Origin of the sequence: Streptomyces sp. NPDC057950 (assembly GCF_042887295.1) — a bacterium.
Classification (GTDB): domain Bacteria; phylum Actinomycetota; class Actinomycetes; order Streptomycetales; family Streptomycetaceae; genus Streptomyces; species Streptomyces kaempferi.
The window spans coordinates 119,466-143,990 of record NZ_JBHVPP010000027.1; the positions used below are offsets into that span (position 1 = coordinate 119,466).

The following is a 24,525-nucleotide window of genomic DNA, read 5'->3' on the forward strand; positions in this document are numbered from 1 at the left end:
GCCCGCGTCACCGGGCCGCTCAGGCGACCGACCCGATCCGGCGGCCCGGAGCGGGCGTCGCGTCGTGGTGGATCGGTGTGTGCGCCCCGGTGAGGGAGACACCGCTGCCGCCGCGCCTGCCGGCCACGATCTCCGAGGCGATGGACAGGGCCGTCTCCTCGGGGGTCCGGGCGCCCAGGTCGAGGCCGATGGGAGACCGGAGGCGGGCGAGCTCCAGCTCCGTGACGCCGACCTCGCGCAGCCGCCGGTTGCGGTCCAGATGCGTCCGCCGCGATCCCATCGCGCCGACGTACGCGACCGGCAGGCGCAGCGCGAGCCGGAGCAGGGGTACGTCGAACTTGGCGTCGTGGGTGAGGACGCACAGGACGGTCCGCGCGTCGACCTGGGCGCGCTCCAGGTACCGGTGCGGCCATTCCACGACGATCTCGTCGGCGTCGGGGAAGCGGCCGGCGGTCGCGAAGACGGGGCGGGCGTCGCAGACCGTCACGTGGTAGCCGAGGAACTTGCCGATGCGCACCAGTGCCGACGCGAAGTCGATCGCGCCGAAGACGATCATGCGGGGCGGTGGTACCGAGGACTCCACCAGAACCGTGAGCGGCGCTCCGCAACGAGAGCCCTGCTCACCGATCTCGACGGTCCCGGTGCGGCCCGCGTCCAGGAGGGCCCTCGCCTCGCCGACCACGGTCCGGTCGAGCTCCGGATGGGCGCCGAGACCGCCCTCGTACGAGCCGTCGGGGCGGACGAGCAGCGCGCGCCCCACGAGTTCCGCGGGACCGCTGACGATGCGCGCGAGGGCCGCGGCCTCTCCCTTCACGGCGGCGTCCAGGGCGGCCGCCACCACCTCCCGGGCCCGGCCGGCCGCCCGTACCGGGGTGACGAGGACGTCGATCACTCCGCCGCACGTCAGACCGACGGCGAAGGCGTCCTCGTCGCTGTAGCCGAAACGCTCCAGGACGGTCTCCCCGTCCTCGAGCGCCTGCCGGCACAGTTCGTAGACCGCGCCCTCCACACAGCCGCCGGACACCGAGCCGATCGCCGTGCCGTCGGTGTCGACGGCGAGCGCGGCGCCGGGCTGACGGGGTGCGCTGCCGCCGACGGCCACCACGGTGGCGACGGCGAAGTCGCGTCCCTGCCGGGCCCACCGGTACAGCTCCTCGGCGATGTCCAGCATGTCTCGGTCTCCTTCGGCAGCGGTTGCGGGGAGGGCCTCGCGGCGGGTGTCCGGCGGGCGCCCGGTGGACGCCTAGTGGACGCCCATCCAGCTCTCGATGGGGTGAAGGGCGTAGAAGACGAGGAAGATCACCGTCAGGCCCCACATGAACGCCCCGATCTCCCGGACCTTGCCCTGGGCCACCTTGATGGCGACGTACGAGAGGACTCCGGCCGCGACGCCCGCGGTGATGGAGTAGGTGAACGGCATGATGACGACGGTGAGGAAGACCGGGATCGCCGTGGCGCGGTCGGCCCAGTCGACGTGCCGGGCGTTCATCATCATCATGGCGCCGATGACGACCAGGGCCGCCGCCGCGACCTCGCCGGGGACGATCGCCGTCAGCGGGGTGAAGAAGAGGCAGGCGGCGAAGAACAGGCCGGTGACGACGGAGGAGAGGCCGGTGCGGGCGCCCTCGCCGACCCCGGTCGCGGACTCGACGAACACCGTCTGGCCGGAGGCGCCGGCGACCCCGCCGACCGCTCCGCCCGCGCCGTCGATGAACAGCGCCTTGGACAGGCCCGGCATCCGGCCCTGCGCGTCGGCCAGTCCGGCCTCCGTGCCGACGCCGATTATGGTGGCCATCGCGTCGAAGAACCCGGCGAGGACGAGGGTGAAGACGATCATGCCGACCGTCATCGCGCCCACGTTCCCCCAGCCGCCGAACTCGACCTTGCCGAAGAGCGAGAAGTCCGGCATCGAGACGGCGCCGCCGTGCAGTTCGGGGGCGCCGCTCGCCCACTGCCCGGGAGCGATGACGCCGAGGGCGTTGAGGACCACGGCCAGTACGGTGCCGCCCACGATGCCGATCAGGATCGCGCCGGGGACGCCGCGCGCCTGGAGCATGAAGATGGCGAGCAGGGTCACCGCGAAGAGCAGCACCGGCCAGCCGGCGAGTTCACCGGTCGCCCCGAGGGTGACGGGGGTGGCCTTGCCCTGGTGCACGAAGCCGGCCTTGTAGAAGCCGATCAGCGCGACGAACAGGCCGATGCCCATGGTGATCGCGTGCTTCAGCGCCAGCGGTATCGCGTTCATGATCATCTCGCGCAGGCCGGTGACGACGAGCAGCATGATGACCACGCCGTACATCACGCACATGCCCATGGCCTGCGGCCAGGTCATCTGCGGGGCGACCTGGGAGGAGAGCACTCCGGAGACGGAGAGCCCGGCCGCGAGGGCGAGCGGCACCTTGCCGACGAAGCCCATCAGGAGCGTGCTGAAGGCCGCGGCGAACGCGGTCGCGGTGATCAGTGCCTGCTGGCCGAGCGTGTTCCCGGCCGCGTCCTTGCCGGACAGGATCAGGGGGTTGAGGAGGAGGATGTACGCCATCGCCATGAAGGTGGTGACGCCGCCACGCACCTCGCGCGCGACGGTCGATCCCCGCAGGGTGATGTGAAAGTAGCGGTCGAGCCAGGACCGTCCGGCCGGGACGCGGGTACCCGCACCCGCGTCGTCGGCGACGGTCCTGGGCTCCACTGACTGGTGGGTCATGGTGCCAACTCCCAAGGTTCACAGGGGCACCCGCATCGGCCGCCGAGGGCGGCCGAGGTCAACCGCCTTTGCGGCTGCGGGATTTGGGAAGGTGCACGACCCGGGGGACGGCCCGAGACGAACGGAGGGGCGACGGGGGGAACAAGTCCCGCCCGACCCTCGGGGGTTACTTGCCGGTGAGGTGCTCGGGCCGTACCGGCGTCCGGTTGAGCTCCAGCCCCGTCGCGTTCCGGATCGCCGCGAGGACGGCCGGGGTGGACGACAGGGTGGGGGCCTCACCGACGCCACGGAGCCCGTACGGGGCGTGGTCGTCGGCGAGTTCGAGCACGTCGACCGGGATGGTCGGCGTGTCGAGGATCGTGGGGATCAGGTAGTCCGTGAAGGAGGGGTTGCGCACCTTCGCGGTGACGGGGTCGACGATGATCTCCTCCATGACCGCGATGCCGAGGCCCTGGGTGGTGCCGCCCTGGATCTGGCCGACCACCGACAGCGGGTTGAGCGCCTTGCCGACGTCCTGGGCGCAGGCCAGTTCGATGACCTTGACCAGGCCGAGTTCGGTGTCGACCTCGACGACGGCGCGGTGCGCGGCGAACGAGTACTGGACGTGGCCGAAGCCCTGTCCGGTGCGCAGGTCGAAGGGTTCCGTCGGACGGTGCCGCCACTCGGCCTCGACCTCGACGGCCTCGTCCTCCAGCACGTCCGCGAGGTCGGCGAGCACCTCGCCCGCGTCGGTGACGACCTTGCCCGCCTCCAGGAGCAGTTCCGCCGTCGCCCAAGCGGGGTGGTACGTGCCGAACTTGCGGCGGCCCCGCTCCAGTACCTTCTCGCGCACCAGCTCGCAGGAGTTCCTGACGGCGCCGCCGGTGACGTACGTCTGACGCGACGCGGACGTCGAACCGGCGCTGCCCACCTGGGTGTCGGCGGGGTGGATGGTCACCTGCGCGACGCCGAGCTCGGTGCGGGCGATCTGCGCGTGGACGGTGACACCGCCCTGGCCGACCTCCGCCATCGCGGTGTGCACGGTCGCGACCGGCTCGCCGCCCACCACCTCCATGCGGACCCTGGCGGTGGAGTAGTCGTCGAAGCCCTCGGAGAAGCCGACGTTCTTGATGCCGACGGCGTAGCCGATGCCGCGGACGACGCCCTCGCCGTGCGTGGTGTTGGACAGGCCGCCGGGCAGCTGCCGTACGTCGGCCCCCTCCGAGCTCTCCCACTGGCGCTCCGGCGGCAGCGGCATCGCCTTGACGCGGCGCAGCAGTTCGGCGACCGGGGCCGGTGAGTCGACGGGCTGTCCGGTCGGCAGCAGGGTGCCCTGCTCCATCGCGTTGAGCTGCCGGAAGGCGACCCGGTCCATGCCGACGGCGTCCGCGAGCCTGTCCATCTGGGCCTCGTAGGCGAAGCACGCCTGGACCGCGCCGAAGCCGCGCATCGCGCCGCAGGGCGGGTTGTTGGTGTAGAGCGCGATGGCCTCGATGTCGACGTCCTCGACGACGTACGGGCCGACGCTCAGCGAGGAGGCGTTGCCGACGACCGCCGGGGAGGCGGACGCGTAGGCGCCGCCGTCCAGCACGATACGGGCCTTCATGTGGGTGAGCTTGCCGTCCTTGGTCGCCCCGTGCTCGTAGTACAGCTTCGCGGGGTGACGGTGGACGTGTCCGAAGAACGACTCGAAACGGTTGTAGACGATCTTGACGGGCTTGCCGGTGCGCAGGGCCAGCAGGCAGGCGTGGATCTGCATCGACAGGTCCTCGCGGCCGCCGAAGGCGCCGCCCACGCCGGAGAGCGTCATCCGGACCTTGTCCTCGGGCAGGCCGAGGACGGGGGCGATCTGCTTGAGGTCCGAGTGCAGCCACTGGGTGGCGATGTACAGCTCGACGCCGCCGTCCTCGCAGGGCACGGCGAGACCGGACTCGGGGCCGAGGAACGCCTGGTCCTGCATGCCGAAGGTGTACTCGCCCTTGACGACGAAGTCGGCCTTCTTCGCGGCCTCCTCGACGTCGCCGCGGACGATCGGCTGGCGGTGCACGATGTTCGGGTGCGGGACGTGGCCGATGTGGTGGTCGTCGCGGCCCTCGTGGACGAGGATCGCGTCGGGCGCGGTCGCGGACGCCTCGTCCGTGATGACCGGCAGCTCCCGGTACTCCACCTTGATCTTGGCGGCGGCGCGGCGCGCGGTCTCCGGGTGGTCGGCGGCGACGATCGCGACGGGCTCGCCGTGGTGGCGGACCTTGCCGTGCGCGAGGACCGGGGTGTCCTGGATCTCCAGCCCGTAGGTCTTCACGGCGGTGGGCAGGTCGTCGTAGGTGAGGACCGCGTGGACGCCGGGCTGCGCGAGGGCCTCGGAGGTGTCGATGGACACGATCTCGGCGTGGGCGACGGTGGAGCGCAGGATCTGGCCCCAGAGCATGTCCTCGTGCCACATGTCGGACGAGTACGCGAACTCGCCGGTGACCTTGAGGGTGCCGTCCGGGCGGAGCGTGGACTCGCCGATGCCGCCCTTGGACTCGGTGCCCTGGGTGATCTTGGTGGGTGTGCCGGTGGTTCCCATGGTCAGACCGCCTCGGACTGCCGGGCGGCCGCGAGGCGGACCGCGTCCATGATCTTCTCGTAGCCGGTGCAGCGGCAGAGGTTGCCGGAGAGCGCCTCGCGGATGTCGGCGTCGGTCGGGCTCGGGTTGCGCTCCAGCATCTCGTCCGCGGCGACCAGCAGGCCCGGGGTGCAAAAACCGCACTGGACGGCGCCGGCGTCGATGAACGCCTGCTGGATCGGGGAGAGTTCGGTGCCCTCGCCGGTCTGCGAGTCATGGCCCTTGGCGCCCCACCGCCGGGCCTCGTCCAGCGACGTGCCGCACGGGCCGGTCCCGCACGAGCGCCGCTGGGCGTACTCCGCGAGCCCCTCGACGGTGACGACCTCGCGGCCTTCGGCCTGACCGGCCGCGACCAGGCACGAACACACCGGCACGCCGTCGAGGCGGACGGTGCAGGAGCCGCACTCGCCCTGCTCACAGGCGTTCTTGGAGCCGGGCAGCCCCATCCGCTCGCGCAGCACGTACAGCAGGGACTCGCCCTCCCACACGTCGTCGGCTTCCTGCGGACGGCCGTTGACCGTGAAATTGACGCGCATTACGCGACTCCCTCCGTGGCGGCGGTGCCGCGGTACGACTCCCAGGTCCAGGTGAGGGTGCGGCGCGCCATCACGCCGACCGCGTGGCGGCGGTAGCTCGCCGTGCCCCGGACGTCGTCGATCGGGTTGCAGGCGGCGGAGCACAGGTCGGCGAACTGCTTGGCGACCGACGGGGTGATGATCCTGCCGTTGTCCCAGAACCCGCCCTCCTCGAGCGCCGCGTTCAGGAACTCCTCGGCGGTCCTGGCGCGTACCGGGGTCGGCGCGGCGGAGCCGATGCCGGTGCGCACCGTGCGGGTCGCGGGGTGCAGGGCCAGACCGAAGGCGCACACCGCGATCACCATCGCGTTGCGGGTGCCGACCTTGGAGTACTGCTGCGGGCCGTCGGCCTTCTTGACGTGGACGGCCCTGATCAGCTCGTCGGGGGCGAGCGCGTTGCGCTTCACGCCGGTGTAGAACGCGTCGATCGGGATCAGCCGGGTACCGCGTACCGACTCGGCCTCGACCTCGGCGCCGGCCGCGAGCAGGGCCGGGTGGGCGTCACCGGCCGGGGACGCGGTGCCGAGGTTCCCGCCGACGCCGCCGCGGTTGCGGATCTGCGGGGAGGCGACGGTGTGGGAGGCCAGGGCCAGGCCGGGCAGCTCGCCGCGCAGGTTCTCCATGATCTGGGTGTACGGGACGGAGGCGCCCAGCCGCACGCTCTCCTCACCGACCTCCCACTCGCTCAGGTCGCCGACGCGGTTCAGGTCGAGGAGGTACTCGGGCCGGCGGTGGTCGAAGTTGATCTCGACCATCACATCGGTGCCCCCCGCGATCGGCACAGCGGTGGGGTGCTCGGCCTTCGCGGCGAGCGCCTCCTCCCAGCTGGCGGGGCGAAGGAAGTCCATGAGTGGCTCTCTTCTTCTTCGTCGAAGGTCGTATCGATCAAGCCAGATCGTGTGCAGCGGCCCCGGCTCGTTCATGAGGTGTTCACGCGGATCGGGGTCAGTACACAGCGCCGTCCTCCGCCGGGGTCAGTCACCGAAACCATGAAGGAGTTGGCTGGCCAGGGCACTCATCTTGTAGATTCATATGAACGAGAGGCGTCAGTAACCTCTCCGGTTTCCCAGTGAAACACCCAGCACATGCCTGGACCTGGGAATACGGCCCACGGGCGCGTCCGCCCGGTGCCCACCTTCAGTTCCATCGTAGATTTCGAGACAAGAACGGCGGCGACGAGAATGCGGCTGCGCGCACTGCTGGACACCGACGCGCTGGGCCTGCGGCTGCTCGGCGGCGAGGGCGAGCTCGACCGCACCGTACGCGGTGTGATGACCACCGACCTCAAGGACCCCAGCCGCTATCTCTCGGGGGGCGAACTGGTCCTCACCGGTCTCGCCTGGCGGCACGGCGCCACGGACTCCGAGCCCTTCGTGCGCATCCTCGCGGCCGCCGGGGTCGCGGCCCTCGCCGCGGGCGAGGCGGAGCTCCGTGACGTGCCCGAGGACCTGGTCCTGGCCTGCGCCCGGCACCGGATGCCCCTGTTCGCCGTGAACGAGTCGGTGGCCTTCGCGACGATCACCGAACACGTCGTACGGCAGGTCTCCGGCGAGCGGGCCGGAGACCTGGCGGCCGTGGTGGACCGGCACCGGCGGATGATGACGTCCGGCCCGGCGGGCGGCGGTCCCGACGTGGTCCTCGACCTGCTCGGCTCCGACCTGGACCTGCGGGCCTGGGTGCTGTCGCCCACCGGGCGGCCGGTCGCGGGCTCGAAGCTGGCGGGGGCCGCGCTGCCCGCCGACGTGTGCGCGCGGCTGGCCGCCGAGCACCTCGCGGCCGTACGCACCGGACGGCGCGGGCCGCACCGGGTCGTGGTGGGCACGACGCCGTACTCCCTGTTCCCGGTCCGGTCGTCCGGGCGCTCCACGGGCGCGGGGCGCGACGTGCGCGAGACGGTGCTCTCCGACTGGCTCCTCGCGGTCGAGGCGGACGCCGGGGACTGGCCTGCGGAACGGCTCGACCTGCTCCAGGGTGTCACTCAGCTGATCGCCGTCGAACGCGACCGCCGGGACGCGGCACGCACGGTACGCCGGCGTCTCGCGCAGGAGGTCCTCGAACTGGTGCAGTCGGGAGCCGCGCCCGCGGAGATCGCGGCCCGGCTGCGGGTCGCCGCGCCGGTGCTGCTGCCCGGACTCGGGGCGGCCCCGCACTGGCAGGTGGTGGTGGCCCGCGTCGAGTGGGACGGCGGCGAGATGGACGGCGGACCGGTCGCGCAGACGCTCCTGGAGGAGATGCTCGTCGACCCGGGGGCTGCCGGCCCCGAGCACGCCGACCGCATCGCCGTCGCCCACACGGACGGCGAGGCGATCGCGCTCGTCCCCCTTCCGGCGGTCTCCACGGAACACGACGGCTCGGAGACCGGGCTGCTCGCCGACACGCTCCTGGCGGCCGTCCGCGAACCGCTGTCGGCGGGCCTGAACGACGACGGGCGGCTCACCCTCGGCGTCAGCGCCGCGGTGCACTCGGCGGAGGGCCTGCGCGGCGCCCTGGAGGAGGCCCGGCACGCGCGCCGGGTCGCCGCCGCACGCCCCGGCCGGGTCTGCGCGGCCGGACACCAGGAACTGGCCTCCCACGTCCTGCTGCTGCCCTTCGTACCGGACGACGTGCGCCGGGCCTTCACCGCACGGCTCCTCGACCCGCTGCGCGAGTACGACCGCCGCCACCGCGCCGAACTGATCCCCACCCTCGAGGCGTTCCTCGACTGCGACGGCTCCTGGACGCGCTGCGCCGCCCGTCTCCACCTGCACGTCAACACACTGCGCTACCGGGTGGGGCGTATCGAGCAGTTGACGAGCAGGGACCTCTCCCGCCTCGAGGACAAGCTGGACTTCTTCCTGGCCCTGCGCATGAGTTGAGGTCACGGGGCGGTGAGGGGCGTGCCGCCAAGTGGCACCCCTGTCGCACGACTTTGTGAAATCCTTCACCCAGCCCCTTGGCCGGGTGCCTTGATCCGTGCTGAGATGCCACCACTCAACAGCTCAATGGCGTGCTCGGGGAGGGCAACGTGGCGCATACCGCCATGTCTGGTTCCGGAACGAACGCAGGGGACGATCCACTCCAGACCGCGGTATGGCGGCTGCGCTCGCGCGCCTGCTGGGTCGACGCGGCCGCACTGATCCAGCCCCTGACGGCTGACGCGTCGCTGCAGAGGGCCTCGCTCCTCGTCGAGCGGTGCCTGTACACCGAGCAGGGCTGGGCGGAGGCGGAGGACGCGCTGCGCACCGCGGAGGCGGTGGCCCGCAGCGACGACGAGCGGGGCGCCGCGGCCTGCGAGCGCGGACAACTCGCCTACGCGGCCACCCTGCTCGGGGTACGCGACCGGGCGGACGAGGCACGGGCAGCGCTCGGCCGGGCAGCCGCCCTGATCGCGCCCGGGGCGCCGGGCCGTGCGCTCCTGGACTTCCGGCGCGGGCTGCTCGCCGAGAACCTCGCGCAGTCCCCGCAGGCCGCCCGCGCCGCCTACCGCCGCGCCCACGCGGGCGCCTCCGCCCTGGGCGACCCGCTGCTGCTGTCCTTCACCTGGCGACATCTGGCCGGACTCGCCTTGCGGGAGGGCGAGTTGGCGGAGGCCCGGCACGGGTTCGGGGAATCCCTGAGAATCCGCGAGGAGTTGGGCTATCTGGTGGGGACGGCTCCGGCGCTGGCGTCCCTCGCGGACGCCGAGACCGAGCCGGAGGCGTCCCGGCTGCGGGCGGAGGCGGGACGGCTGTTCCGGCTCCTCGGGGGCGTACCGACCTGGCTTGCACGGCAGTTGAGCCCGCCCGCCGCCACCGCCTGACACGGCCGGCGGGCCCGGCCGCTCCCCGCGCCCGTCCGGGGCCGTGGGACGCCGTGGGACGTCGTCGGCGCCCCGGCTAGCCGCTCTGGACCTTCGACAGCAGGTCGCGGGCGAACGTCTCGACGGTGGTGCGGAGTTCGGGGTCGTGGGCCATGTAGACGGCCACGGCCGCGACCACGAGAAGGATCAGGAGGCCACTCGCACGGCCACCCCGGGCGCTCCTGGCGGAGCCGTGGGACACGGGGCGGTACGGATGCGGCGCGCCCGTGTGACGGGCGTGCGCCGCGTGGTGCAGGTCGCGGTGGTGCCGTACGTGGTTCTGGTGGATCCGCTGCGCCTGCTGTGCCTGTTGCATCGCCTGCCAGGACGGGTCGGGCATCGGTGTCTCCCCCGGTTTGGGTCGGCTCGCGCCGTGTACCGGCGGGCACGCGGACCGGCCTGCCCGGGTTCCCGCCGACGCGGCCCGCGACCGGGCCCGTACGAAGCCGTTACGTCCGGGGCGGGAACGTCACGTACCGGCCGGCCCGGGACACCGTCCCGCGGGGCCCGGCACGCCGCCTTCCGGGGCCCGGGAGACCTGGACCCCTACGCGCCCGCGAAGTGCTCCCGCACGAGGGACTGCACGACCGGCAGGTCCTGGACGATCAGGGCCTCCAGGAGGGCGGTGTGCTCGGCGGCGTCGGCCACCAGGTCGGCGCGGCCCCGGGAGACGGGACCGCCGACCAGCGGCCACTGGGCGCGGCGGTGCAGGTCCTCGGCGATCCGCACGAGCTGGTCGTTGCCCGCGAGGGCGAGGACGGCACGGTGGAAGGCGCGGTCGGATTCGGCGTAGGTGGCGCGGCAACCGGTGGCCGCGGCCCGCACCGTTGCCTCGGCGAGCGGGCGCAGTTCGGCCCACCGCGCGGCGGGCACCGTGCGCGCGAGACGCAGCATCACCGGGACCTCGATGAGCGCGCGGATCTCGGCGAGTTCGGCCAGCTCGCGCGTCCCGCGCCGGACGACCCGGAAACCCCTGTTCGGCACGACCTCGACGGCGCCCTCCAGGGCCAGCTGCTGCATCGCCTCCCGTACCGGAGTGGCGGACACGCCGAACCGCTCGCCGAGCACGGGCGCCGAGTACACCTCGCCGGGGACGAGTTCTCCCCCGACGAGAGCCGTGCGCAGGGCGGCGAGGACCTGCCCGCGGACCGAGGCGCGCTGGACCACCGGGCGCGCGGCCTCCACGAGGGCCGGCGGGTTGTCCACGGGAGGACACGGGAGGGGCACCTCACTGTGTGTGTGCTCACCGCGGGCCGCGGCACCGACCCTGGACGCGCCCCCGGCGACGTCCCGCTCCCGGTCCCGCTCGCCCTCCCGGCGCCGGTCCGGCGTCCGCGACTGGGCGGGCACCCGGACGGCCGCCGTACGCATGTCGGGGGCACCGCGCCCGGTGGAGCCGTGCGTGCCCAGCGAACCGGCCTGCTCCACGGGGCCTCCTCCGGGCTTGGTGGTACTTGGGAGTCAATGCGGCGGTTGTTACCCGTCCGTCAAGCACCATAGGCGCACACGGCCCCAGTTCAAACATCCGGAATTACGGGTAAGGTAAGCCTTACCTGTCAACGATCGTGAAGCGGTGGTCACCGGATGTCCGCTCCCGCCCTGGCCGCAGGCGCCACGGCCCGTCCCGGCACCCGCCCGGCACCCTCGGCCGTCACGGACGCCTACACCCGGCTGGCCGAGGTCCTCCCCTCCCTGAGCGTCACGGAGCTGGACCCCGGGGAGGCGGCCCCCGAGGACCTCGGGTGGGCCCGCGCGGACCGGCTCGCGGCGGGCGGGACGGAGCTCGACACCTTCCTCGCCTGGGACGAGGCGCAGATCGTCCGGGACTACGGCCGGCGGGCACGCCCGGACGTCGTCGCCACGTTCGGACTGCACCGGTACGCCTGGCCGGTCTGCCTCCTGATCACCGTCCCGTGGTTCCTGGATCGCCGCGTGCCCCGGTTCCCTGTGGAGCACGTCACATTCCAGCGCACCCTCGGCCGGATGGCCGTGCGGACCGGTGAGTTCGCCTGCCTGCCGGACGACCCCGCGGCCACCCTCCCCGGCGCCCGCGTCGTACCGGACGAGGAGGCTCTGCGGGCGGAGGTGCGGGCCGCGGTGGCCGAGCACCTGGAGCCGGTCCTGGGGGGCTTCGGCCCCCGCATGCGACGCCGTGATCGCGCCCTGTGGGGCATGGCCACCGACGAGATCGTCGAGGGCCTCTGGTACGTCGCCGGCCTCCTCGGCGAGGAGGGACGCGCGCTGCGCGAACTGGAGCTCCTGCTGCCGGGGACGACCCGGCCCTACGTCGGTTCCGCCGCGTTCCGCGAGCTGACCGGCCCGGACGGCGGCACCCTGACCACCCGCGACCGCGCGAGCTGCTGCCTCTTCTACACACTGCGCCCCGACGACGCCTGCGTCACCTGCCCGCGCGTCTGCGACGCCGAGCGTGTCGCCAAGTCGACGGCCGCCCTCTCCAGTTGAGTCGACCCGCCCCAGGGGCCGGGTCCCCGGTGCCCTAAGATCAACTGCGACGGAGACACCCCTCGGGTTACAGGTGCTTCACAACTTCCTCACTTGTCGCAGGAACTTTCCGTTGAACCATCCGTACGGGTAATCTTATTCGCACTCAGCTCCCGTCCCTCGCGCGGCAGTTCGAGCAGAATGTCGCCCTGCGCATCCCTTGGCACTCCCTTGGCGGCCTCTTGCCGCGAAACCCCCTGAGGGGCGACGGGCGTGGGCCAATATGGCGGGCGTTACGCCCTATCCCAATGCAAGGGACCCCAGATGAGACTGACCGACATATCGCTGAATTGGCTGCTTCCGGGCGCCGTTTTGCTCCTGGGACTGCTGGCGGCGGTGGCGGTGCTCGCGCGCGGCAAGCGGTCCGGGGACGGCGCGGGCAGCAGTAACGACGAATCGTGGGAGCGCAGCGAGGAGCGCCGCCGGCGCAAGGAGGCCGTCTACGGCACGGCTTCCTACGTGCTGCTGTTCTGCTGTGCGGCGGTTGCCGCCGCGCTGTCCTTCCACGGCCTGGTCGGCTTCGGCCAGCAGAACCTCGGCCTGACCGACGGCTGGGAGTACCTCGTCCCGTTCGGCCTGGACGGCGCGGCCATGTTCTGCTCCGTACTCGCCGTGCGCGAGGCCAGCCACGGTGACGCGGCGCTCGGCTCACGCATACTCGTGTGGACCTTCGCCGGTGCCGCGGCCTGGTTCAACTGGGTGCACGCGCCGCGGGGCGTGGACCACTCGGGCGCTCCCCAGTTCTTCGCGGGCATGTCCCTGTCGGCCGCCGTGCTGTTCGACCGGGCGCTGAAGCAGACCCGCCGTGCCGCGCTGCGCGAGCAGGGCCTGGTCCCGCGCCCGCTGCCGCAGATCCGGATAGTCCGCTGGCTGCGTGCTCCGCGTGAGACGTACAGCGCCTGGTCGCTGATGCTCCTGGAGAACGTCCGTACGCTGGACGAGGCCGTGGACGAGGTGCGCGAGGACAAGCGGCAGAAGGAGCAGACGCGTCTGCGCCGCCGCAACGAGGAGCGGGTCGAGCGCGCGCACCTGAAGGCGCTCAGCCGCGGTCACCGGGGCCTGCCGGGGCGCGCGAACGCACGGGCGCAGCTCGAGACGACCGTGGAGCGTGCTCCCGCCCAGGCCTCTACGGAGCCTGCTCTATCGGGGCCGGAGCTGCCCGTACGCTCGCGGCCCTCCCTTCAGCCGGTCCGCAAGAGCGCTGACCCGATAACCGTCGATCTCACCGCGGAGGACGACACGATGGCCCTGCCGCGGCTCGACTCCCTGGAGCGCAAGCTCAAGGATCTTGAGCAGCAGTTCGGCTGACGTCCCGTCGGACGGGGACCGGGTGAAGTCCCGGTGGTCCGGCCGGAATCCGGCCGGACCCGGACACGCATGACGCCCGGACGGGGAATTCCGCCCGGACCAGGGTGACGCCCGGACGGGAATCGCGTCCGGACAGGAGTTACGGCGGCGCGGTGACTACACCGCGCCGCCGTCCAGTTCGAACCAGACCGACTTGCCGACGCCGTGGGCCCGAACGCCCCACGCGTCCGCGAGGGACTGTACGAGGACCAGTCCTCTGCCGTGCGTACCGTCGTCGGCGTCCGGTACCCGCGGCCTGGGCCTGCGTCCCACGAAGTCCCGTACCTCCACGCGGAGTCCGGAGGGCCGGACGGTGGCCGTCAGGATCGCGTCGTGATCGGTGTGGATGAGAGCGTTGGTGACGAGCTCGCTGGTCAGCAGCTCGGCTATCTCGGACTTTCCCGGCCTCCCCCAGTGCCGTAAGAGTTCCCTCAGCGCTCTGCGGGTCTCGGGCACCGCCCGTAGGTCCGCTTTCGCCAGCCTGCGCCTGAGTTGCGCGGTGGCGGGCTGATCCGCCGCACTCCCGGACGTCTCCTCCATCATCGCCTTTGCCGTGGAGGCCCCGATCGCAACGGGACCGCGCCCTCGTACCTGCCTTCTCATGACCCCCGCCTGCATGCCGATGCCGATTCCCCTCGTGATCGAACATGTTCACGGGAATCCATGCCCTCCTACGCGAGACGGCAGTCATGTCGATTCGTCAACCCTCGGCCATGCGGGAGCGACACCGTGGCGGCGTGACAGGCCGGGGCCCCCGGGACGCGTCCGCCCGCGCTCCGGGGACCGGCGGTCGCCCCCGGGAGGCGCGCACCAGCCGGGGTGATCCGGTCGACCGGGCGCGAGACCTGGGCCGGACGCCGTCGATGCCCTACGGACGGCGGACGCTCCCGGGTCCGGCGACCGGTGGGGACCGCACCCCGGGCCGCGTACGAGCGCTTCCGGGTGGTCGCGGTGTCGGGGGTCCGGCGTGGAAAGCCCTGGTGGGCGGCCGGAAAGCCGCCACGGGGCGGAACGGCGCACCCGTTCAAGTACGGCGCCCCACCCCCCGTACCGGAACGTCCTGCCCGCCTCGGCTCAGGCGCGGGGCACCCCCGTTCCGGCCTCCCTCACCGCCGCGCGGCCTCTCCGGGGTGCCGCCCTCCATGGGGCGCGTGGGGGAGGTGAGCCGGGGCGCGAACGGCTTGCGACGGCGGCGCGTCCGACGGCGACGCACCACCCGGAGCCTCCTGTGCGGGCCGGCGTACCGCGCACGGGCGCTCGGCCCATCTACCGACTCCCGGCTGCGTGTCCAGCCGTACTCGACGGGGGCACACGGTCCGGTCCGCCGCGGCGGGCCGGCCGCCCCTCACCCGCGTCGACCACCCTGCGGGTCACTGCGCCTAGGGCCTCGGTACGTTCCTGATGTTCGAACGGGCCATCTGGAGCATGCGGCCGACTCCGCCGTCGAGGACGATCTTCGACGCCGACAGCGCGAAGCCGGTCACCATCTCCGCGCTGATCTTCGGCGGGATGGACAGGGCGTTGGGGTCCGTGACGATGTCGACGAGTGCGGGGCCCTTGTGCTTGAAGGCCTCCTTGAGGGCGCCCGCCAGTTGCCGCGGCTTCTCGACGCGGACCCCGTAGGCGCCGCAGGCTCGGGCCACGGCCGCGAAGTCGGGGTTCTTGTTGGTGGTCCCGTACGACGGAAGCCCGGCGACCAGCATCTCCAACTCGACCATACCGAGGGAGGAGTTGTTGAAGAGGACGACCTTCACCGGCAGGTCGTACTGGACGAGGGTGAGGAAGTCGCCCATCAGCATGGAGAAACCGCCGTCGCCGGACATCGACACGACCTGGCGCGCGCGGTCGCTGAACTGGGCGCCGATCGCCATCGGCAACGCGTTCGCCATCGAGCCGTGCGAGAACGAACCGATGATGCGGCGGCGGCCGTTGGGCGAGATGTAGCGTGCCGCCCAGACGTTGCACATCCCGGTGTCGACGGTGAACACCGCGTCCTCGTCGGCGAGTTCGTCCACCACCGAGGCGACGTACTCGGGGTGGATCGGAACGTGCTTCTCGACCTTGCGGGTGTACGCCTTCACGACCCCCTCGAGCGCGTCCGCGTGCTTCTTCAGCATCTTGTCCAGGAAGCGGCGGTCGCCCTTGGCACGCACCCGCGGGGTGAGACAGCGCAGGGTCTCCTTGACGTCGCCCCAGACCGCCAGGTCCAGCTTCGAGCGCCGGCCCAGGTGTTCGGGGCGGACGTCGACCTGGGCGATCTTCACGTCGTCCGGGAGGAAGGCGTTGTAGGGGAAGTCGGTGCCGAGGAGGATGAGCAGGTCGCACTCGTGCGTGGCCTCGTAGGCGGCGCCGTAGCCGAGCAGACCGCTCATGCCGACGTCGAACGGGTTGTCGTACTGAATCCACTCCTTGCCGCGCAGCGCGTGCCCCACCGGTGACTTGATCTTCTCCGCGAACTCCATGACCTCGGTGTGCGCCCCCGCTGTCCCGCTGCCGCAGAACAGGGTGACCCGGTCGGCCTCGTCGATCAGCGCGACGAGCTTGTCGATCTCGGCGTCGCCGGGCCGGACGCTCGGCCGGGAGGTGACGAGGGCGGTCTCGACGGTCTTCTCCGGGGCGGGCGCGGCGGCGATGTCGCCGGGGAGCGAGACGACGCTGACCCCCGACTGGCCGATCGCGTGCTGGATGGCGGTCTGCAGCAGCCTGGGCATCTGCTTCGGGTGGGAGATCAGCTCGCTGTAGTGGCTGCACTCGCTGAAGAGCCGGTCGGGATGGGTCTCCTGGAAGTAGCCGAGGCCGATCTCGCTGGAGGGGATCTGCGAGGCGAGGGCGAGGACCGGGGCCATGGAGCGGTGGGCGTCGTACAGACCGTTGATGAGGTGGAGGTTGCCGGGGCCGCAGGAGCCCGCGCAGGCGGTGAGCCTGCCCGTGATCTGGGCCTCCGCGCCCGCGGCGAAGGCGGCGGTCTCCTCGTGCCGGACGTGGATCCAGTCGATCGCGGAATTGCGCCGGATCGCGTCGACGACGGGGTTGAGGCTGTCACCGACGACGCCGTACAGGCGCTTGACCCCCGCGCGGGCGAGGATGTCGACGAACTGTTCGGCGACGTTCTGCTTGGCCATGCTGCACGCACCCCTTAGTGGTCCTGGAACCCTTGAGTCCGTCCTCTGGGGTCCATGAATTCACAGGGAACGCGGTTACGCCTCCCAAACCGCCGCGGCGGTCCGGTCGTCCGCGTAACCCTTGACCCTCACCTGGGTGTCGGCCAGGAACGCGGCCAGCCCCGGCGGCCCACCGGTGGACCAGCGGGTCGTCAGGTGCTCGCAGAGCCCCGGTTCGCCGCGCAGGGGATCGGCGAGGCCGCCCGTGCACAGCAGCAGCGTGTCACCCGGCCGGGCGACGGAGGCCCGGAAACGGAAGGGGGCACGCGGGGGTGCGGGTGCCGGCTCGTAGGGGCTCGGGGGTGTCGTGATGCCCAGGTCCATGGTGAGCCGGTCGCCCTCGGGGGTCTCGTGCGGCAGCGACCCGAAGCCGACCACCGGCTCTCCGACGGTGTCGCCGGTCCGCGGCTCGATGTCCTGCCACTCGCCGTCCCGCAGCCGGAAGAGACCGCCGTCGCCGACGCCGAAGAAGACACGCGTACGGCACTCGGGGTCCGCGGTGAGCAGCAGACAGCGCAGGCTCGCGGTGTAGTCCTCGGGCTCGACGCCCTGCTCGGCCGCGCTCGCGCGCAGCTTGCCGAGGCTGCGGTCGGTGAGCCGGTGCAGCCCCGACTTCAGGTCCCCGCGCCGGGCCGCCCGGATGTCCTCGGCGAGCCGTGCGTGACTGCGCCCGACGGCCCGCCCGATCCACCGGCAGGCCTCGGCGGCCGCCCGGTGCGCGCCGGGGGTGGCGCGCGCCCCGGTCGCCATCGCGACCAGCACGAGCGCCTGCTCCGCGGTCCCGAAGCGGGCGGTCAGCAGGGCGTCGCGGCGCGGCTCACCCCGGTAGCGCGCGGAGTCCCCGCGCACGGAGACCGCCCGCAGGGTGCTGGTCCCGTAGCGCGCCCCGTCCAGCACGGTGTCGGAGACGAGGTCGTCGAGACCGTCCGGGTCGGCGGGCGGAAGCGCGGTGGGTTCGGCGTCGTAGGTGGGCGGGCCCGACCCCACGTGGGCCACGGAGGGCCGCCCCTGGGAAGCGACGGGCACGGGTTCGTACGGCGCGGGGACGGACAGGTCGGGGCGGGCGGGCGACGCGGCGGCGGCGGCCGGAGGCTCGGCGGCCGGGGTGTGCGGGGCCCAGGTGTCGGGGTGTGCGCCGCCCGGCGAGGCCGGGGAGGCCGCGGGCGGCGGGAGCGCGGCAGGGGTGTTCACCGGGGCCCCGGGCGGCCGCGGCGGCACGGCTGCCGGGACGGCCGAGGCGGGCGACGCCGTGGGGGGCGCGGGCGGGGCCACGGCGCTCGGCGGAACCTCGGCTCGGTACCCCGCAGGCGTCGGACCGGGCGGGAAGGCCGCGGGCGCGTACGGACCGGCGGGCATCGGTGGGGCGGCGGGCCTCGGAGGATCGGGAGGCGCGGACGGACCGGCGGGAGCCGACGCGTCGGCACCTCCCCATGGACGGGCCGATGCAGGCGGATCAGCGGGCCTCGGCGGACCCGCCGGCGCCGGCGGATCGGCGTGCACTGACGGAGAGGCGGACGCGGACGAACCGGCACCTGCCCACGGGCCCGCGGACGCAGGCGCGGCGGCGGGCGCCGACGGCCCGGCGGATGCCGGCGGATCGGCGGGGGCCGGCGGATCGGCGGGGGCCGTCGGACCGGCGGGGGCCGTCGGACCGGCATCCGCCCATGGTCCGGCGGACACGGGCGGGGCGGCCGGCGCCGACGGACCAGCGGACGCCGGCGGATCGGCGGGACCCGTCGGACCGGCGGGGGCCGTCGGACCGGCATCCGCCCACGGTCCGACGGACACGGGCGGGGCGGCCGGCGCCGTCGGACCGGCGGACGCCGGCGGATCGGCGGGCGCGGACGGATCGGCGGGTGTCCACGGGCCGGCGGGCACGGGCGGGGTCGGGGGCGGAGGCGAGGTGAAGGATGTCGGAGGATCGGCCTGCGGCGGCTCCCAGGGGGCCCGCCCGCGTGCGGGGTCGTCCCGGAGCGACGGGGTCGGGAGCGGTCCGGGGGCCACGCCGCGGCGGGAGGCGCCGTGCCAGGGCCCCGCGCCGCCGCCGCGCTGCTCCGGCGGCGCGGGAGGCTCCCCCGGTGGCGAGGTGTCACGCTCCGGCGTCATCGACCGGCCGACGGGACCCGCCCCAGCCGGCTCCGCCCCGACCGTCCCCGCGGCCGACGCGAACCGGTCGTCGAGGGAATCGGGCGCGACGGCGGGCCCCGTGTCCTGGGTGGAGTCGTCGTACAACTGCCCCCACCAATCGTCCTCGTGACCGGTGCGGCTCTCCCCCTGCTGGCTCATGCCCCTAATTGTCACCGCGGGAGCCGGTTGAAAACGGGGCATCCGGAAATCCGGCCACGCGGCCGGTCCACCGAACGCCCCGTCTCCGAAATCTCGAACAACGGCGCGGGCCAAGGAGGTTCGGGAGAAACCGCCGGACGATCCCACCCCCCACGGGAGAACCGCCCGGCGGCGACTGGATGACCGGGTCCCGCGCACCTCACCGGCCCGCATCACGGTCCGGCCCGCATACGCGCCGTTCAGGTCGGCCGGATTCGCCCCTGAGCGCGACCTGCTTCCCTGGGACTTGCCCGGGACTTCCCTGGAACTCTGCCGGGACTTCCCTGGAATTCCCGGCGGGCCTCCACCGGCGGTGGCCGGTGCCCCGGTGACGTGAGCTTGGCAGAGTTGCGGGTGCTGCGGCGATGATGTGCCGAGGCGGGTTTGCGCCGTGGCCGGTTTCCGCCACGGCCCGGCCGGAACGGAACCTGGGGAGGGCATCGCCGCATGCTGGGAGCGATAGGTCTGGACGAGACGCACGAGTCGGCGTACCGGGCACTGGTGTCCGTGGGCGCCGCGGACGTACCCGATCTCGCGCGCCGGCTCACGCTCGGCGAGTACGACACCGAACGCGCCCTGCGCCGGCTCGAACGGCACGGACTCGCGGCCCAGTCGTCGGCGCGGCCGGGACGCTGGGTCGCGGCGCCTCCGGGGGTCGCGCTCGGCGCACTGCTCACCCAGCAGCGGCACGAGCTGGACAAGGCGGAACTGGCGGCCGCGCTGCTCGCCGAGGAGTACCGCGCGCAGGCCACCGAACCCGCCGTCCACGACCTGGTCGAGGTGGTGATCGGCGCGGCGGCGGTCGCCCAGCGCTTCCTGCAGCTCCAGCTCGGCGCGAGCGAGGAGGTGTGCGCCCTGGTCACCGGCAACCCGGTGGCCGTCTCCGGAATGGACAACGACGCGGAGGAGCAGGCGGCCGCGCGCGGCGTCCGCTACCGCGTCGTCCTCGAACGCGCCGTACTCGACCAGCCCGCCGGCGTCACCGAGCTGTCCGCCGCGCTCGGCCGCGAGGAGCAGGTACGGGTGCGGGACAAGGTGCCGACCAAACTGGTGATCGCCGACCGGACCCTCGCGATGGTGCCGCTCACCTCCCACACCGCCCAGCCCGCCGCGCTGGTCGTGCACGCCAGCGGGCTGCTGGAGCTGCTGTCGGGCCTGTTCGAGTCGGTGTGGCGGGACGCGCTGCCGCTGCGGCTGGGCAGCCGGGGCTTCGAGGAACAGGGGCCGGACGGCCCGGACGGCACCGATCTGGAGATCCTCTCGCTGCTGCTGGCCGGGCTGACCGACGCGAGCGTGGCCAAACAGCTCGATCTGGGCCTGAGGACCGTACAGCGCCGGGTGAAGCGGCTGATGGAGCTGACGGACGTCACGACCCGGCTGCAGCTGGGCTGGCACGCCTACGAGAAGGGCTGGGTGGCCCGGGGCTGACCTGCGGTCCCACGTCCGCTCCGGCACCCTGGACAGATGGGAGTGTGGGAACTCCTGCTGGTCGGCGTGGTGATCGCGCTCGGCGTGTGCGGAGTGCTGGTGCCCGGTGTGCCGGGGTCGTGGCTCGTCTGGGCCGCGGTCCTGTGGTGGGCGCTGAGCGCCCCACAGGTACTGGCCTGGAGCGTGCTCGTGGGCGCGACCCTGGTCCTGCTGCTGGCGCAGGCGATCCGCTGGGCGCTGCCTCCCCGGCGGCTCCGTGAGGGCGGCGCCACCCCGCGTACGGGGCTGTACGCGGGGACCGGGGCGCTGCTCGGCTTCTGTCTGCTGCCGGTGATCGGCGCGGTGCCGGGTTTCGTCGGCGGGATCTATCTCCATGAACGGCTGGGCGTGGGCGGGCACGAGCGGGCCTGGTCGACCGTGCGGACCCTGATGCGGTCCGGCGGCTGGAGCGTACTGACGGAGCTGTTCGCCTGTCTGCTGATCGCGGGTGCGTGGCTGGGCGCGGTGGTCTGGGGCTGACGCTCCCGGGTGGGGCGGTGGCCGCCCGGGTGGGGGCGGCGGCCGCCCTCCCTCAGGACCTGTCGGGAACGAGCGTTCCCAGATCCACCGTGTCGGCCATCGCCCGCATACCCGCGTCGTTGAAGTGGAGGTGGTCGCCGGGATCGTAGGCGGGGCGGATGCGGTACGGGTCGGCCGGGTCGCGGACGGCGGCGTCGAAGTCGGCCACCGCGTCGAAGAGGCCGCCCCGGCGGAGGAAGGCGTTGACCTCCTGCCGGACGGCCTCGCGCGCCTCCGTCCACGCCGGATGGCCGCCGTACGGCGTGATCGTGGCGCCGACGACCCGGAGCCCGAGAGCGTGGGCGCGCGTCACGATCCGGCGGTAGGCGTCCTCCAAGGCACGGGGGTCCCGCTGCTCCGGCCTGCCCTTGATGTCGTTGATGCCCTCCATCACGATCACCGCGCGCACCCCGGTGCGGGAGAACACGTCGGCGTCGAGCCGGTCCAGGGCGCTGGGGCCGCTGCCCGCGAGCAGCAGCCGGTTCCCGGAGATCCCCGCGTTGAGGACACCGAGCCGGCGGTACGGGGGGAGGTCGCGCAGTCGGGCGGCGAGCCGGTCGGGCCAGCGGTGGTTGGTGTCGGGGGTCGAACCGGTCCCGTCGGTGATGGAGTCCCCGAGTGCGACCACGCTCCCCGCGGCGGGGGCGCCCAGGACGTCGACACCGGTCACGTAGAACCAGTTGTCGAGGCCGACGGTGTACCGGGTACCGCGCTCGTCCGCGGTCCGATCACCCTCGCGGGCAAGGAAGTTGGTCTGGTGAGCCGAGCGGTGGTACGTCGCCGGGCCGGAGTCGGCCGGGGTGTGGACGGAGATCAGGAGGTTGGCGTCTGCGGGGATCCGCAGGCGGACGGGGTCGCCGACCAGGTCCGTGCCCGGCGGGACGACCACCGATCCGGCACCGGCGAAGGTCACCGTCCGCATCGATCCCGGGACGGCGTCCGGTCCCGCGGGCTCCCCAGGTTCCTGCAACGCGACGGTGACGGCCCCGAGCAGCAGGGGCTCGGTGCCCAGCCGGTTGGAGATCCGGACGCGGACCACCTCGCCGCCGACACTCGTGTGCACGACGTTGCGGATCGAGGCGCCGGGCCGGGCCGGGGCGGTGCCGGATGGGGCGGCCTCCCAGGTGCCTGTCCAGCGCCGGCCGGCGGCGGGGTCACCTCCCGGGGCGGGGCCGGGGCCCGTGTCGGCTCTCGCGCACGGTGTGGCGAGCGTCAGGACGGTTGCCAGGGCGGCGACAAGGTGCCGGACCATGATCACGCGGGTCATGCGGCATGGTTTCCCCGGTCACCTGCGCCCCCAACGGTATGTCACACCGTCAGCCGCACTCCGGCTCAAGGGCCTTGACCCGTGGCACCCGCACCCGCTCCCCTCCAGGACCCGGGTCTTCGGCCCGACGCGTGCCCGGCGCCGACGTGTTTGGCTGCTGCCATGACCGAATTCAGCGAGGCCGAACGCGCGTATCTGAGATCGCAGCGGCTGGGGCGGCCGGCCACCGTCTTCGCCCACGGCCAGCCGCAGGCGAACCCCGTCGGGTTCTTCCCCCGGGACGACGGGACGATCCTGATCGGCGGCCACGCCATGGGCACCACCAAGAAGTGGCGCAATCCGCGGAAGAACCCGAAGGTCGCCCTCGTCGACGACGTCGTCAGTCTCCGGCCGTGGAAGGTACGCGGCGTCGACATCCGCGGCGAGGCCGAACTCCTCACCGGTCCGCACGACTTGGGCCCCCGCTTCAGCGAGGAACTGATCCGCGTCCATCCACGGCGCATCCACAGCTGGGGCCTGGACGACTGACTTCCTACCGGCCCTCGCCCCGTGCTGCCGCCGCCGCATCCGCATCCTCCCGCTCCGCCCTGAGGTGTCGCACCCCGTACGAACGCCATGGGCGCCATGCCTCCGGGACGTCCTCGCCGGGCGGTGCCACGTCGGGGTCACCGAGGGCGCGGGTCCGGACGACGGCGACCATGTGCGCGTCCAGACCCGGCAGCGCGAGCATGGCCGCCTCCGCCGCGTCGCGATCGGCACCCGCGTCGAGCCGCAGTGTGCCGTCGGCGAGGGCGGCGGTGAGCGTTCCGAGGGGGCCGTCCGGCTCGGCCTCCGCGAGGACGGCCGGCTCCGGGAACACATGGGTGAGCGTCCCGTGCGGGGCGTCCAGCGTCTTCCCGTACCGGCGCACCAGCCGTTCCGCGGCCGCCCGTCCCACCAGCGCGCGCACGGCCAGTTCGTCCGGATCCACGGCACCGGGCGAGCGCAGACCGGGTCGCGCGGCGACCGACGGCGCGAGCCGCGGATCGGCTCCCAGCCGCTCGTCCACCGCGTACGGGTCGGCGTCGAGATCGAACAGCCGCCGCAACCGCTGGACGGCGGTGGTCAGATCACGCAGGTCCGTGAGGTGAAGGCGGGTGTCGAGCCAGCCGCCCGGCCGGGACGCCGGCCCGTCCGCGCGCTCGCTCACCGCGACGACTCCGCTGCCGTACGGAAGGCGGAGGGTGCGCCGGTAGGTACGCCGGCCGCGGGCGCCGCTCATGTCCTCCACGCCCGCGACCGTCTCACGGGCGAGGAGGTCGAAGACGGCCGTCGACGGGTAGGGCCCCCGGTGGGCGAGGCGCAGCGGGATCCCGGCGGCCGGGGTGTCCGCGCGCCTGGCGCCGGGCGCGCCGCGCGAGGCCCCGGCGCGCAGCGCGCTGGGCGTCGAGGCGTACACCGCGCGGATGGTGTCGTTGAACTGCCGCACGCTGGCGAACCCGGCCGCGAACGCGATCTCCGTGACCGGCAGTCCGGTGGTCTGCAACAGGACCCTCGCGGTGTGGGCCCGCTGGGCACGGGCCAGCGCGACGGGGCCCGCGCCGACCTCGGCGGTGAGCTGCCGCTGCACCTGGCGGGTGCTGTAGCCGAGACGTGCGGCGAGCCCGCCGACGCCCTCGCGGTCCACCACACCGTCACCGATCAACCGCATGGCGCGACCCACGACATCGGCCCGTACGTTCCACTCCGCGGAGCCCGGCACGGCATCCGGGCGGCATCTGCGGCAGGCCCGGAATCCCGAGCCCTGGGCGGCCGCCGCGGTCGTGTAGTAGCGCACGTTCCGCCGCCTCGGGGTCACCGCCGGGCAGCTCGGCCGGCAGTAGATCCCCGTCGTCTCCACCGCGAAGAAGAACTCCCCGTCGAACCGTGCGTCTCTGCTCCGCACGGCCTCGTACCTGGTCTCTTCATCGATCACGTGTCCCAGTGTGCGGGGCGGCTGCCGCCGGGGCTGGCGGGAATCGGACGTGAGGCTCACTCCCGCCGCCAGGGGCGCTACGCCCCCCGGACCCCCGCCTTCGCCCGAAGGGCTCGTCCTCAAACGCCGGACGGGCTGAAAATCCGCAGCCCAGGCCCACACCATCAGCCCGTCCGGCGCTTGAGGACAAGGCCCTCAAGCCCCCGGGGGGGTCTGGGGGCGAAGCCCCCGGGGGGGTCTGGGGGCGAAGCCCCCGGGGGGGTCTGGGGGCGACGCCCCCGGGGGGGTCTGGGGGCGGTCGCT

General features: G+C 73.3%; 19 protein-coding genes. 7 read left to right on the forward strand and 12 right to left on the reverse strand.

Features of this window, described 5'->3' with window-relative positions; all coding sequences use genetic code 11:
- Nucleotides 1-19: 19 nt before the first annotated feature.
- The 5 genes from ACFVTC_RS36055 to ACFVTC_RS36075 form a co-directional block, all read right to left on the reverse strand.
- Nucleotides 20-1,171 carry an XdhC family protein gene (locus tag ACFVTC_RS36055; protein WP_390132944.1) on the reverse strand — a complete coding sequence of 384 codons (1,152 nt, stop codon included), beginning with the start codon at nt 1,169-1,171 and terminating at the stop codon, nt 20-22.
- Nucleotides 1,172-1,243: 72 nt separating this feature from the next.
- Nucleotides 1,244-2,701, reverse strand: a complete 1,458-nt coding sequence (locus ACFVTC_RS36060; RefSeq protein WP_390132946.1) for an NCS2 family permease — start codon at nt 2,699-2,701, stop codon at nt 1,244-1,246.
- Nucleotides 2,702-2,867: 166 nt separating this feature from the next.
- Complete coding sequence (gene pucD / locus ACFVTC_RS36065) at nt 2,868-5,249, reverse strand: xanthine dehydrogenase subunit D (protein WP_390132948.1); 2,382 nt, start codon at nt 5,247-5,249, stop codon at nt 2,868-2,870.
- Between the two features lie 2 nt (nt 5,250-5,251).
- A complete protein-coding gene (locus tag ACFVTC_RS36070; RefSeq protein ID WP_390132950.1) occupies nt 5,252-5,824 on the reverse strand; it encodes a (2Fe-2S)-binding protein in 573 nt (190 codons plus the stop codon).
- Nucleotides 5,824-6,711 carry an FAD binding domain-containing protein gene (locus tag ACFVTC_RS36075; RefSeq protein WP_390132952.1) on the reverse strand — a complete coding sequence of 296 codons (888 nt, stop codon included), beginning with the start codon at nt 6,709-6,711 and terminating at the stop codon, nt 5,824-5,826. The genes ACFVTC_RS36070 and ACFVTC_RS36075 overlap by 1 nt, the downstream gene beginning before the upstream one ends.
- A 333-nt stretch (nt 6,712-7,044) precedes the next feature.
- Here ACFVTC_RS36075 and ACFVTC_RS36080 point away from each other — a divergent pair, with 333 nt between their 5' ends.
- Both ACFVTC_RS36080 and ACFVTC_RS36085 read left to right on the forward strand, forming a co-directional pair.
- Nucleotides 7,045-8,718, forward strand: a complete 1,674-nt coding sequence (locus ACFVTC_RS36080) for a PucR family transcriptional regulator ligand-binding domain-containing protein (RefSeq protein ID WP_390132954.1) — start codon at nt 7,045-7,047, stop codon at nt 8,716-8,718.
- A 149-nt stretch (nt 8,719-8,867) separates the two neighbouring features.
- On the forward strand, nt 8,868-9,641 hold the full coding sequence (locus ACFVTC_RS36085; RefSeq protein WP_390132956.1) for a hypothetical protein: 774 nt from the start codon (nt 8,868-8,870) through the stop codon (nt 9,639-9,641).
- Between the two features lie 76 nt (nt 9,642-9,717).
- Here ACFVTC_RS36085 and ACFVTC_RS36090 read toward each other — a convergent pair whose 3' ends face one another.
- Both ACFVTC_RS36090 and ACFVTC_RS36095 read right to left on the reverse strand, forming a co-directional pair.
- Nucleotides 9,718-10,020 (reverse strand): hypothetical protein, encoded by a 303-nt coding sequence (locus ACFVTC_RS36090; RefSeq protein WP_390132958.1) that lies wholly within the window; start codon nt 10,018-10,020, stop codon nt 9,718-9,720.
- A 206-nt stretch (nt 10,021-10,226) separates the two neighbouring features.
- Nucleotides 10,227-11,051, reverse strand: a complete 825-nt coding sequence (locus tag ACFVTC_RS36095) for a GntR family transcriptional regulator (protein WP_390132991.1) — start codon at nt 11,049-11,051, stop codon at nt 10,227-10,229.
- 213 nt (nt 11,052-11,264) lie between these two features.
- Between ACFVTC_RS36095 and ACFVTC_RS36100 the strand changes: the two genes are divergently transcribed.
- Nucleotides 11,265-12,143, forward strand: a complete 879-nt coding sequence (locus ACFVTC_RS36100; RefSeq protein WP_390132960.1) for a (2Fe-2S)-binding protein — start codon at nt 11,265-11,267, stop codon at nt 12,141-12,143.
- Between the two features lie 303 nt (nt 12,144-12,446).
- On the forward strand, nt 12,447-13,490 hold the full coding sequence (locus tag ACFVTC_RS36105) for a DUF2637 domain-containing protein (protein WP_168530755.1): 1,044 nt from the start codon (nt 12,447-12,449) through the stop codon (nt 13,488-13,490).
- Between the two features lie 156 nt (nt 13,491-13,646).
- Here ACFVTC_RS36105 and ACFVTC_RS36110 read toward each other — a convergent pair whose 3' ends face one another.
- From ACFVTC_RS36110 to ACFVTC_RS36120, 3 genes are all read right to left on the reverse strand, one after another.
- Nucleotides 13,647-14,069, reverse strand: a complete 423-nt coding sequence (locus ACFVTC_RS36110; RefSeq protein ID WP_390132993.1) for an ATP-binding protein — start codon at nt 14,067-14,069, stop codon at nt 13,647-13,649.
- A gap of 839 nt (nt 14,070-14,908) precedes the next feature.
- Nucleotides 14,909-16,651 carry a pyruvate dehydrogenase gene (locus tag ACFVTC_RS36115; RefSeq protein ID WP_390132962.1) on the reverse strand — a complete coding sequence of 581 codons (1,743 nt, stop codon included), beginning with the start codon at nt 16,649-16,651 and terminating at the stop codon, nt 14,909-14,911.
- A gap of 75 nt (nt 16,652-16,726) precedes the next feature.
- Nucleotides 16,727-18,190 (reverse strand): protein phosphatase 2C domain-containing protein, encoded by a 1,464-nt coding sequence (locus ACFVTC_RS36120; protein WP_390132964.1) that lies wholly within the window; start codon nt 18,188-18,190, stop codon nt 16,727-16,729.
- 1,272 nt (nt 18,191-19,462) lie between these two features.
- Here ACFVTC_RS36120 and ACFVTC_RS36125 point away from each other — a divergent pair.
- Together ACFVTC_RS36125 and ACFVTC_RS36130 are read left to right on the forward strand one after the other, a co-directional pair.
- A complete protein-coding gene (locus tag ACFVTC_RS36125) occupies nt 19,463-20,443 on the forward strand; it encodes a winged helix-turn-helix transcriptional regulator (RefSeq protein ID WP_390132966.1) in 981 nt (326 codons plus the stop codon).
- Between the two features lie 36 nt (nt 20,444-20,479).
- The gene (locus tag ACFVTC_RS36130) at nt 20,480-20,962 is read left to right on the forward strand and encodes a DUF456 domain-containing protein (RefSeq protein WP_390132968.1); all 483 of its coding nucleotides are present in this window, start codon (nt 20,480-20,482) and stop codon (nt 20,960-20,962) included.
- A gap of 52 nt (nt 20,963-21,014) precedes the next feature.
- Here the strand turns inward: ACFVTC_RS36130 and ACFVTC_RS36135 are convergent, their stop codons facing one another.
- The gene (locus tag ACFVTC_RS36135) at nt 21,015-22,268 is read right to left on the reverse strand and encodes an SGNH/GDSL hydrolase family protein (RefSeq protein WP_390132970.1); all 1,254 of its coding nucleotides are present in this window, start codon (nt 22,266-22,268) and stop codon (nt 21,015-21,017) included.
- 162 nt (nt 22,269-22,430) lie between these two features.
- Here ACFVTC_RS36135 and ACFVTC_RS36140 point away from each other — a divergent pair, with 162 nt between their 5' ends.
- Nucleotides 22,431-22,796 carry a PPOX class F420-dependent oxidoreductase gene (locus tag ACFVTC_RS36140; RefSeq protein ID WP_390132972.1) on the forward strand — a complete coding sequence of 122 codons (366 nt, stop codon included), beginning with the start codon at nt 22,431-22,433 and terminating at the stop codon, nt 22,794-22,796.
- 4 nt (nt 22,797-22,800) lie between these two features.
- Here ACFVTC_RS36140 and ACFVTC_RS36145 read toward each other — a convergent pair whose 3' ends face one another.
- Entirely contained in the window at nt 22,801-24,219 is a 1,419-nt protein-coding gene (locus ACFVTC_RS36145; protein ID WP_390132995.1) for a DNA-3-methyladenine glycosylase 2 family protein, read from the reverse strand.
- Nucleotides 24,220-24,525: the final 306 nt, after the last annotated feature.

What these genes read in the sequence shown, in the direction of transcription:
- ACFVTC_RS36055 (WP_390132944.1), bottom strand. Translation starts at nt 1,171, where the DNA reads ATGCTGGACATCGCCGAGGAGCTGTACCGGTGGGCCCGGCAGGGACGC.
- ACFVTC_RS36060 (WP_390132946.1), bottom strand. Translation starts at nt 2,701, where the DNA reads ATGACCCACCAGTCAGTGGAGCCCAGGACCGTCGCCGACGACGCGGGT.
- pucD (WP_390132948.1), bottom strand. Translation starts at nt 5,249, where the DNA reads ATGGGAACCACCGGCACACCCACCAAGATCACCCAGGGCACCGAGTCC.
- ACFVTC_RS36070 (WP_390132950.1), bottom strand. Translation starts at nt 5,824, where the DNA reads ATGCGCGTCAATTTCACGGTCAACGGCCGTCCGCAGGAAGCCGACGAC.
- ACFVTC_RS36075 (WP_390132952.1), bottom strand. Translation starts at nt 6,711, where the DNA reads ATGGACTTCCTTCGCCCCGCCAGCTGGGAGGAGGCGCTCGCCGCGAAG.
- ACFVTC_RS36080 (WP_390132954.1), top strand. Translation starts at nt 7,045, where the DNA reads ATGCGGCTGCGCGCACTGCTGGACACCGACGCGCTGGGCCTGCGGCTG.
- ACFVTC_RS36090 (WP_390132958.1), bottom strand. Translation starts at nt 10,020, where the DNA reads ATGCCCGACCCGTCCTGGCAGGCGATGCAACAGGCACAGCAGGCGCAG.
- ACFVTC_RS36095 (WP_390132991.1), bottom strand. Translation starts at nt 11,051, where the DNA reads ATGCGTACGGCGGCCGTCCGGGTGCCCGCCCAGTCGCGGACGCCGGAC.
- ACFVTC_RS36100 (WP_390132960.1), top strand. Translation starts at nt 11,265, where the DNA reads ATGTCCGCTCCCGCCCTGGCCGCAGGCGCCACGGCCCGTCCCGGCACC.
- ACFVTC_RS36105 (WP_168530755.1), top strand. Translation starts at nt 12,447, where the DNA reads ATGAGACTGACCGACATATCGCTGAATTGGCTGCTTCCGGGCGCCGTT.
- ACFVTC_RS36110 (WP_390132993.1), bottom strand. Translation starts at nt 14,069, where the DNA reads ATGGAGGAGACGTCCGGGAGTGCGGCGGATCAGCCCGCCACCGCGCAA.
- ACFVTC_RS36115 (WP_390132962.1), bottom strand. Translation starts at nt 16,651, where the DNA reads ATGGCCAAGCAGAACGTCGCCGAACAGTTCGTCGACATCCTCGCCCGC.
- ACFVTC_RS36125 (WP_390132966.1), top strand. Translation starts at nt 19,463, where the DNA reads ATGCTGGGAGCGATAGGTCTGGACGAGACGCACGAGTCGGCGTACCGG.
- ACFVTC_RS36130 (WP_390132968.1), top strand. Translation starts at nt 20,480, where the DNA reads ATGGGAGTGTGGGAACTCCTGCTGGTCGGCGTGGTGATCGCGCTCGGC.
- ACFVTC_RS36135 (WP_390132970.1), bottom strand. Translation starts at nt 22,268, where the DNA reads ATGACCCGCGTGATCATGGTCCGGCACCTTGTCGCCGCCCTGGCAACC.
- ACFVTC_RS36140 (WP_390132972.1), top strand. Translation starts at nt 22,431, where the DNA reads ATGACCGAATTCAGCGAGGCCGAACGCGCGTATCTGAGATCGCAGCGG.